Below are 6,883 nucleotides of genomic sequence, written 5' to 3'. Positions count from 1 at the left end.
GGGGGTCGCGGGTTCGAGTCCCGTCCGCTCCGCCACTAAATTGAAAGGCCTTCCCTGACGGGAAGGCCTTTTTGCTTTCTGGCGTCTGGATAAGAGCTCAGGGAACAAGAGGCAACCACCAGGGCTGTGACTTGCCACTGGCAACTTTGTCCCGGTCTGTTGTCCCTTGTGCTTGAACCGGACTTTGTCTGTCTCTGCGTCCGTTATGCCACTAACAAGAAGCCCAGTCGACAGACTGGGCTTTTTTTCGTCTCCACGGTCTCCTCTTCGATCTTCGCAGCAGAAGCATTGCCTTCTTGAGCCGTGAGCTTGCTAGTAATAGACGCAGAGCCAGACGGTTGTCTCGGTCGGATGGGTCCACTCCACCCTGTGCTGAAGGTGCGCCGGGATGTTGATGTAATCCCCCGGCCCCAGATGGACGCGTTCCTGTACCCCGGTATCCGGTGTGATGAAGACCAGGATGGCCTCTCCCTGCACCAGCAATACCCATTCGTGTTCATCCTGATCGAACCACTCTCCGGTAGGGGTCTGCTGCCCCTGGGAGAGGATGCGCTCGATACGAACATTGTTGGTACTGACCAGATCCGCGAACACTTCACTGGGCAGGGGGGAGGGGATCTGGCCAAGCAGGTTGCCTGTGTGCATGGGCTTCTCTCCGGTAGATGGGAACGTGGCTAGCTAAGAGTGTAGAAGCTTGGGATGGGCCGCTCTCATGGAAAATAAGGCCTCCAACGAGCCCCTTTATGAAAAACTTCGGGGAAATGGGGGCTTATCCGCTGCAATCTCGCCAAATTCTTGCTATTTTGCGCGCCAGCAAGCAAACGATTTCCTTCACACTTTCAGGATGAACTATGGCAACGCAACAAACGACGGCCCGCGCCGGCAATGGCGGGTTTCTGGATTCCTATTTCTCCATCAGCCAGCGTGGCAGCACGGTGCGACAGGAGCTGCTGGCCGGGTTGACCACCTTCCTGGCGATGGTCTACAGCATCATCGTCGTGCCGAACATGCTGGGCGCAGCCGGTTTTGAGCAGGGCCCGGTGTTTGTGGCGACCTGTCTGATCGCCGCCTTCGGTTCCCTGCTGATGGGGCTCTGGGCCAAGCTGCCGATGGCCATCGGTTGTGCCATCTCTCTCACCGCCTTTACCGCCTTCAGTCTGGTGCTGGGGCAGGGGCTGAGCATTCCGGTCGCGCTGGGCGCCATCTTCCTGATGGGGGTGCTGTTCACCCTGATCAGTGTCACCGGCGTGCGCCAGTGGATCCTGGACAACCTTCCCTCCGGCATCGCCCACGGTACCGGCATCGGTATCGGCCTGTTCCTGCTGCTGATCGCCACCAACGGGGTCGGCATGGTGATCAAGAATGAAGGGGCGGGCCTGCCGGTGCAGCTCGGCGAGATCACCGCCTTCCCGGTCATCATGACGGTGCTGGGTCTGGCTGCCATCTTCGGCCTGGAGCGCCGCAAGGTGCCGGGCGGCATCCTGATGGTGATCATCGCCATCTCCATCCTCGGCCTCATCTTCGATCCGAAAGTAACCTGGCAGGGCTTCTTCGCCATGCCGAGCCTGAGTGGCGAGAATGGCTCCCTGGTGGGCAGCATGGATCTGCTGGGCGCCCTCAATCCGGTGGTGATCCCGACCGTGTTGGCGCTGGTGATGACCGCTGTGTTTGACGCCACCGGCACCATCCGTGCCGTGGCCGGTCAGGCTGGCCTCATCAACGAGCGTGGTCACATCATCAGCGGTGGCAAGGCCCTGACTGCAGACTCCGTCAGCAGCATGGTGGCGGGTGTGGTAGGTGGTGCTCCGGCAGCCGTCTACATCGAATCCGCCGCAGGGACCGCTGCCGGCGGCAAGACAGGCCTGACCGCCACCCTGGTCGGCGTGCTCTTCCTGCTGATGATCTTCCTCTCCCCGCTGAGCTATCTGGTACCGGCCTACGCCACCGCACCGGCCCTGATGTATGTGGGCCTGCTGATGCTGGGCAACGTCACCAAGCTGGACTTCAACGACTCGGTCGATGCCCTTTCCGGCATGCTGTGCGCCGTCTTCATCGTGCTCACCTGCAACATCGTCACCGGCATCATGCTGGGCTTCGTGGCCCTGGTGGTCGGCCGCCTGTTTGCCGCCGAGTGGAAGAAGCTCAACATCGGCACCGTCATCATCGCTGTGGCCCTGGTGATCTTCTACGCCGGTGGCTGGGCCATCTAATCCTCACGCTATCGAGAAGGGCCCTGCGGGGCCCTTTTTCATGGCTGTGAGGCGGCTAACACTTTCCCGGATCTTCCCCATCCGCTCGTTTCAGATTGAAACGTCAGGCTTCGTTTGTTGTTTCAGATCCGAACCGAAATCCCTGTCATTTTTATCCCCCTATGGCTCGCTAGACTGGCTGCATCAACCATCTGTCCACCCGTATGGTGGCAAGCCAAGGAGTGAGCCATGAAGAAGCTGATCAATGCTGTCGATGCCGTGGTCCGTGAACAACTGATGGGGATGGCTGCTGCCCACCCCGAGCTCAAGGTGCGAATCGAACCCCACTACATCACCCGCGCCGACGCCCCCGTGGCGGGCAAGGTGGCGCTGGTCTCCGGCGGCGGCAGCGGCCACGAGCCCATGCACGGTGGCCTGGTGGGCAAAGGAATGCTGGATGGTGCCTGCCCCGGCGAGATCTTCACGTCCCCGACCCCGGATCAGATGTACGAGTGCGGTCAGGCCGTCGACGGCGGTGCCGGCGTGCTGTTTCTGGTGAAGAACTACACCGGCGACGTGCTCAACTTCGAGACCGCGGTGGAGCTGCTGCACGGTGACGGGGTCAAGGTGGGGTTCGCCCTCATCGATGACGACGTGGCGGTGAAGGACAGCCTCTACACCGCTGGCCGCCGCGGGGTTGCCACGACAGTGCTGTGTGAGAAGCTGGTCGGTGCCGCCGCCGAGTCGGGCTACGATCTGGCGCGCTGCGAGGCGCTGGCCCGCCGGATCAACAACCAGAGCCGCACCATAGGCGTGGCCATGCACGCCTGCACCGTCCCTGCTGCCGGCAAGCCCTCCTTCACCCTGGCTGACAACGAGGTGGAGTTCGGCGTGGGCATCCACGGCGAGCCGGGCATCGAGCGCCGTCCCTTCACCGACCTCAACGCCCTGGTGGACGACATGTTCAAGGAGCTGACCGACAACAGCCCTTATGGCCGCACTCTGCGCCACTGGGACAGAGGCACCGGCAGCTGGCAGGAAGAGCACACCTTTATCGAACCGCTCAACAAGGGTGATCGGGTCATCGCACTGGTCAATAGCCTCGGCGGCACCCCCATCTCCGAGCTTTATGGCGTCTATGGTCGCCTCGCCACCCTGTGCGAAGAGGCGGGCATCCATCTGGTGCGCAACCTGATTGGCCCCTACTGCACCTCCCTCGACATGACAGGCATCTCCATCACCCTGCTCAAGGTGGATGACGAGCTGATGACCCTGTGGGATGCCCCCGTTCACACCCCCGCCCTGCGGCGCGGCTGCTAAGGAGAACCCATGTTAAGCAAGCATCAGATCGTCAACTGGCTGCTCGACTGCGAACACATCTTTACCGAGCAGCGTGACTACCTCACGGCGCTGGATACCGACATCGGCGACGGCGACCACGGCCTCAACATGCAGCGCGGCTTTGCCAAGGTGGCGGAGAAGCTGCCCGCGGTGGCGGACAAGGACATCGGCCAGGTGCTCAAAACCACCGGCATGACATTGCTCTCCTCGGTCGGCGGCGCCAGCGGACCCCTCTACGGCACCTTCTTCATCCGGGCGGCGGCCAGCAGCGATGCCTGCCAGAGCCTGACCCTCGGCCAGCTCGGCAAGATGCTGAGCGACGGGGTGGAGGGGATCGTCTCCCGTGGCCGTGCCGAGCCGGGTGACAAGACCATGTGCGATGCCTGGTGGCCCGCTTTGGCCGCCCTGCAGCAGGCTGAACAACAGGGCCTGCCGCTCCCCGAGGCGCTGGACAAGGCGGTGGCTGCCGCCACAGCCGGCACCGAGGCCACCATCCAGATGCAGGCCCGCAAGGGGCGCGCCAGCTATCTTGGTGAGCGCAGCATCGGCCATCAGGATGCGGGGGCCACCTCGACCCTGCTGCTGCTGACCGCCCTGCGTGACAGAGCGAGGTTGTGACATGATCGGCATCGTAGTGGTCTCTCACAGCGCCATGCTGGCGGCCGGTTTGAAAGCCCTGGCCGATCAGCTGGGCAGCCCGGCGAAACTGTTGCTGGCGGCCGGGGTCGATGACCCCGCCCATCCCATCGGCACCGATGCCATCGCCGTGATGAGTGCGATGGAAGAGGCGGACGACGGCAGCGGGGTGCTGGTGCTGATGGACTTGGGCAGCGCCCTCCTGAGCGCCGAGACCGCCCTCGAGCTGCTGCCCCCCGAGCTGAGCGCCCGGGTGCGGCTCAGCCCCGCCCCGCTGGTCGAGGGCACTCTGGCCGCCGTGGTGGCCGCTGGCGCAGGCCTGACGCTGGACGAGGTCGCCGCCGAGGCGCTTGGCGCGCTGGGTCCGAAACAGGGAATGCTGCCTGCCAGTGCGGCGCAGGCCACCACGGAGGCAGCCCCTGTTGCCGATGACGGCTGGCTGCGCAGCGAGGTGGTGGTGGAGAATCCCCACGGCCTGCATGTGCGCCCCGCCGCCCGGCTGGTCGCGGCACTCAAGCCCTTTGCCGCTGAACTCAAGCTGCAAAAGGGGGACAAAGAGGCGAATCCCCGCAGCCTGAGCCGGCTCGCCATGCTCGATGTGCGCCAGGGGGACAGGCTCATCCTGCTGGCGCGAGGGGAGGATGCCGAGGCGGCGCTGAGCTGCTTCCATCAACTGGCGCGGGATCGCTTCGGCGACTGAAACATTCCCCCATCCGGGCCCCGTCACGACGGGGCCCGCTTTTTTTGAGGGGCGTTCTGGTCAGTGGTGGTAGTCGGCGGGATCGATGTCGAGCAGTTTGAGCCGCCGCCAGAGGGTGGTGCGGCTGATCCCGAGCTGGCGCGCCATCTGGCTGACCTGGCCCTTGCTGGCACGGGCGGCCCGCAGGATCGCCTGATGCTCCAGCTCCGCCAGGGTGAGCAGCGGCTGTCCCACCACCTCGTCCGCCAGCAGGCAATGGCCCTGGCGGATGGCGGCCGGGAGCGCCCGGGGCGGGATCTGTGTCTCACTGCAATGAAGCTGGGCGTACTCGATGGCGCTGCGCAGCTCCCCCAGGTTGCCGGGCCAGGGGTAGGCCAGCAGGCAGTCGAGGGCGTCAGGGGTGAACTGGCGCCCCGGCTCGCCCCCCTGCACCGCCAGGTGCTGGCGGATGAGTCCGGGCAGATCGGCGCTGCGTTCCCGCAGGCTCGGCAGCCAGAGTTCGCACCCTTGCAGCGCATAGAGCAGCTGGCGGCCGAATCCCCCCTCCTGCACCCGCTGCTCCAGCGGAGCGCTGCTGGTCGCGATGATCCTCACCCTGAGGGGCAGGATGCGGGCGGAGTCGAAGCGCTGGATGCGCCCCGTCTTGAGCAGTTGCAGCAGGGCGGCCTGCATGGGGGCGGGCAGGCACTCTACCTGCTCCAGCACTAGCGTGCCACCGTGAGCCAGCTCGAACTTGCCTGCCCGCTCCTGCCCCGCCTCGTCGGACCCCATGAGTTCCAGCGCCATCCGCTCTCTCGGCCATGCCTGGCAGTTGAAGATGACCAGGGGGCCGGCGGCTCGCTCGCTGCCAAAGTGGATGGCCTCCGCCAGTTGGGCCTTGCCCACCTCCTCCTCCCCTCGCAGCAGGACGGGGCCCTGTCCCCTGGCCGCCTGGCGGGCGTGGCGCAGCAGTTTGCGCATGGCGCTCGACTCCCCCACCAGGGCGGAGAGCTCGGGCACCGTCTGGCGCAATTGATGAATGGCGCGCAGCCGATCGGTGGGATGGAGCAGGACGATGAAGCTGACCCCGTCCGGCCCCGGGAGGGGCTTGAGGCTCACTAGGGCGTCGATGAAGGCCTCGCCCCGGGTCTCCCGCCGCTCCAGCGTCACCTCCACATGGCTCAGGGGGGTCATCTCCGCGATGGCCAGACGCAGGCGCTGGGGCAACAGCAGATGGTGATCGAGGGGCTGGCCCAGGCAGACAGCCGGGTCGAGTTGCAGCCGACTGGCCGCCAGGGCGTTGAGGTAGCGCAGCCGCCCCTGGGGATCCCAGGCCAGCACGCCGTCTTCCATGCCATCCAACAGGGCATAGAGCTCGCTCAAGTGGTGCTGGGACTCCTGCATCAGGCGCTCCATCTGCAGCAGATTGGCCAGCTCACGGCCGGCGCTGACGGTGAGCGCGAGATCCCCCGGCGCGGCCTCTTCCACCCGGCAGATCAGGGCCACGATCGCCACCTGGCGACCGGTGCTGTTGTAGACAGGGCTGGCACAGCAGTGCCAGGGGTGCAGACGCTGGTTGAAGTGCTGGGGGCCGCTGACGCAGAGCGGCACCCCCTCCAGGGCCGCCAGGTTGACGGCATTGGTGCCGATGCGTCCCTCGCTGAAAAACGCGCCTGGGCCAAAACCGAGTGCCGCCAGCGCCTGCAGAGTATCGGGGTGGCCGGTCCGGGCCAGCAGGCAACCGCTCTCGTCGGTGAGCAGCAGGGCGCAGGGGCGCCCCTCCATGAACTCGTAGAGATCCTCCAGCGCCATCTCGCCGGTGGTGAGCAGGTCCCGTTTGCGCTGGCGCAGGCTCTCCAGGGTCTGCCCTCTGGCGCAGTGGGGAGGATGCCAGAGGGACGCGCTGGTCTGGTGGGCACAGCGCAGCCAGGAGGCCTGCAGGTGCTCGGGCCAGGACGAGAGGGGCTGGGGGACGGATGGAATGGTCACGGCGATATCCGGCAAAAGGGAAGGGGTCATTTAATCACCCTTGCCGCCC

At 65.3% G+C, this 6,883-nt stretch carries 6 protein-coding genes; 4 read left to right on the top strand and 2 right to left on the bottom strand.

The window, feature by feature from the left end; genetic code table 11:
- Positions 1-312: 312 nt before the first annotated feature.
- The gene (locus AB5Y53_RS12955) at positions 313-645 is read right to left on the bottom strand and encodes a cupin domain-containing protein (protein ID WP_010675945.1); all 333 of its coding nucleotides are present in this window, start codon (positions 643-645) and stop codon (positions 313-315) included.
- Positions 646-851: 206 nt separating this feature from the next.
- On the opposite strand from AB5Y53_RS12955, the gene AB5Y53_RS12950 reads away from it, so the two are divergent.
- From AB5Y53_RS12950 to dhaM, 4 genes are all read left to right on the top strand, one after another.
- Positions 852-2,210: an NCS2 family permease gene (locus AB5Y53_RS12950; protein ID WP_010675944.1), complete on the top strand. Its 1,359-nt coding sequence runs from the start codon at positions 852-854 to the stop codon at positions 2,208-2,210.
- A 228-nt stretch (positions 2,211-2,438) separates the two neighbouring features.
- Entirely contained in the window at positions 2,439-3,509 is a 1,071-nt protein-coding gene (dhaK, locus tag AB5Y53_RS12945) for a dihydroxyacetone kinase subunit DhaK (protein ID WP_368182236.1), read from the top strand.
- 9 nt (positions 3,510-3,518) lie between these two features.
- Positions 3,519-4,148 (top strand): dihydroxyacetone kinase subunit DhaL, encoded by a 630-nt coding sequence (dhaL, locus tag AB5Y53_RS12940; protein WP_039040811.1) that lies wholly within the window; start codon positions 3,519-3,521, stop codon positions 4,146-4,148.
- 1 nt (position 4,149) lies between these two features.
- Positions 4,150-4,866: a dihydroxyacetone kinase phosphoryl donor subunit DhaM gene (dhaM, locus tag AB5Y53_RS12935; RefSeq protein WP_368182234.1), complete on the top strand. Its 717-nt coding sequence runs from the start codon at positions 4,150-4,152 to the stop codon at positions 4,864-4,866.
- Positions 4,867-4,926: 60 nt separating this feature from the next.
- On the opposite strand, the gene dhaR is transcribed toward dhaM, so the two are convergent.
- Positions 4,927-6,864: a dihydroxyacetone kinase operon transcriptional regulator DhaR gene (gene dhaR, locus AB5Y53_RS12930; RefSeq protein WP_368182232.1), complete on the bottom strand. Its 1,938-nt coding sequence runs from the start codon at positions 6,862-6,864 to the stop codon at positions 4,927-4,929.
- Positions 6,865-6,883: the final 19 nt, after the last annotated feature.

This window comes from Aeromonas sp. R7-5 (assembly GCF_040908015.1).
Classification (GTDB): Bacteria; Pseudomonadota; Gammaproteobacteria; order Enterobacterales; family Aeromonadaceae; genus Aeromonas; species Aeromonas caviae.
The sequence above is the reverse complement of the archived record's forward strand: the minus strand, read 5'-3'. Positions and strand labels throughout refer to the sequence as shown.